This is a genomic window from Sinomonas atrocyanea, from assembly GCF_030812675.1.
Lineage (GTDB): Bacteria > Actinomycetota > Actinomycetes > Actinomycetales > Micrococcaceae > Sinomonas > Sinomonas atrocyanea_B.
Window position 1 is genome coordinate 1 of the sequence record NZ_JAUSTE010000031.1, and the last position, 1822, is coordinate 1822.

Below are 1822 nucleotides of genomic sequence, written 5' to 3' on the forward strand. Positions count from 1 at the left end.
CTCATTTTCCTGGGGTGCCTGGCTGGTGTGTTCTTTGACGGAGAGTTTGATCCTGGCTCAGGATGAACGCTGGCGGCGTGCTTAACACATGCAAGTCGGACGATGAAGCCCTTCGGGGTGGATTAGTGGCGAACGGGTGAGTAACACGTGAGCAACCTGCCCTTGACTCTGGGATAAGCCTGGGAAACTGGGTCTAATACCGGATACTACTTCCTGCCGCATGGTGGGGGGTGGAAAGCCTTGTGCGGTCTTGGATGGGCTCGCGGCCTATCAGCTTGTTGGTGGGGTAATGGCCTACCAAGGCGACGACGGGTAGCCGGCCTGAGAGGGTGACCGGCCACACTGGGACTGAGACACGGCCCAGACTCCTACGGGAGGCAGCAGTGGGGAATATTGCACAATGGGCGCAAGCCTGATGCAGCGACGCCGCGTGGGGGATGACGGCCTTCGGGTTGTAAACCCCTTTCGGCAGGGAACAAGCCTTCGGGTGAGGGTACCTGCGGAAGAAGCGCCGGCTAACTACGTGCCAGCAGCCGCGGTAATACGTAGGGCGCGAGCGTTATCCGGAATTATTGGGCGTAAAGAGCTCGTAGGCGGTTTGTCGCGTCTGCTGTGAAAGCCCGGGGCTCAACCCCGGGTCTGCAGTGGGTACGGGCAGGCTGGAGTGCAGTAGGGGAGACTGGAATTCCTGGTGTAGCGGTGAAATGCGCAGATATCAGGAGGAACACCGATGGCGAAGGCAGGTCTCTGGGCTGTAACTGACGCTGAGGAGCGAAAGCATGGGGAGCGAACAGGATTAGATACCCTGGTAGTCCATGCCGTAAACGTTGGGCACTAGGTGTGGGGGCCATTCCACGGTTTCCGCGCCGCAGCTAACGCATTAAGTGCCCCGCCTGGGGAGTACGGCCGCAAGGCTAAAACTCAAAGGAATTGACGGGGGCCCGCACAAGCGGCGGAGCATGCGGATTAATTCGATGCAACGCGAAGAACCTTACCAAGGCTTGACATGTGCCGGACCGTCCCAGAGATGGGGCTTCCCTTCGGGGCCGGTTCACAGGTGGTGCATGGTTGTCGTCAGCTCGTGTCGTGAGATGTTGGGTTAAGTCCCGCAACGAGCGCAACCCTCGTTCCATGTTGCCAGCACTTCGGGTGGGGACTCATGGGAGACTGCCGGGGTCAACTCGGAGGAAGGTGGGGACGACGTCAAATCATCATGCCCCTTATGTCTTGGGCTTCACGCATGCTACAATGGCCGGTACAAAGGGTTGCGATACTGTGAGGTGGAGCCAATCCCAGAAAGCCGGTCTCAGTTCGGATTGGGGTCTGCAACTCGACCCCATGAAGTCGGAGTCGCTAGTAATCGCAGATCAGCAACGCTGCGGTGAATACGTTCCCGGGCCTTGTACACACCGCCCGTCAAGTCACGAAAGTCGGTAACACCCGAAGCCGGTGGCCCAACCCCTTGTGGGAGGGAGCCGTCGAAGGTGGGACTGGCGATTGGGACTAAGTCGTAACAAGGTAGCCGTACCGGAAGGTGCGGCTGGATCACCTCCTTTCTAAGGAGCAGCGCCCCTGGCCGGGGGCGGCCCGCATGGGCCGTGCCGGTGCGGGGGGTATATGCGGCCTGCTGCGGGAGCGTTCGTCTCCCGGCGGGTGCTCATGGGTGGAACATCGGCGGATTCGTGGCCCGTGCCCCTGGCACGGCCTGTGGCCCCAGTACGCCCCGCGCCTTCGTGTGCGGCGGTTGGAAGAGGTCGCGGGCCGGGTTCCGGGGGGTGGGGTCCTTGGCACACTGTTGGGTCCTGGGGCAACACGCCCCGCG

At 61.4% G+C, this 1822-nt stretch carries 1 rRNA gene; it reads left to right on the forward strand.

The features are described from left to right. The first annotated feature begins 34 nt into the window (after positions 1–34). Positions 35–1556, forward strand: a 16S ribosomal RNA gene (locus tag J2W20_RS19155). The last annotated feature ends 266 nt before the right edge of the window (positions 1557–1822 follow it).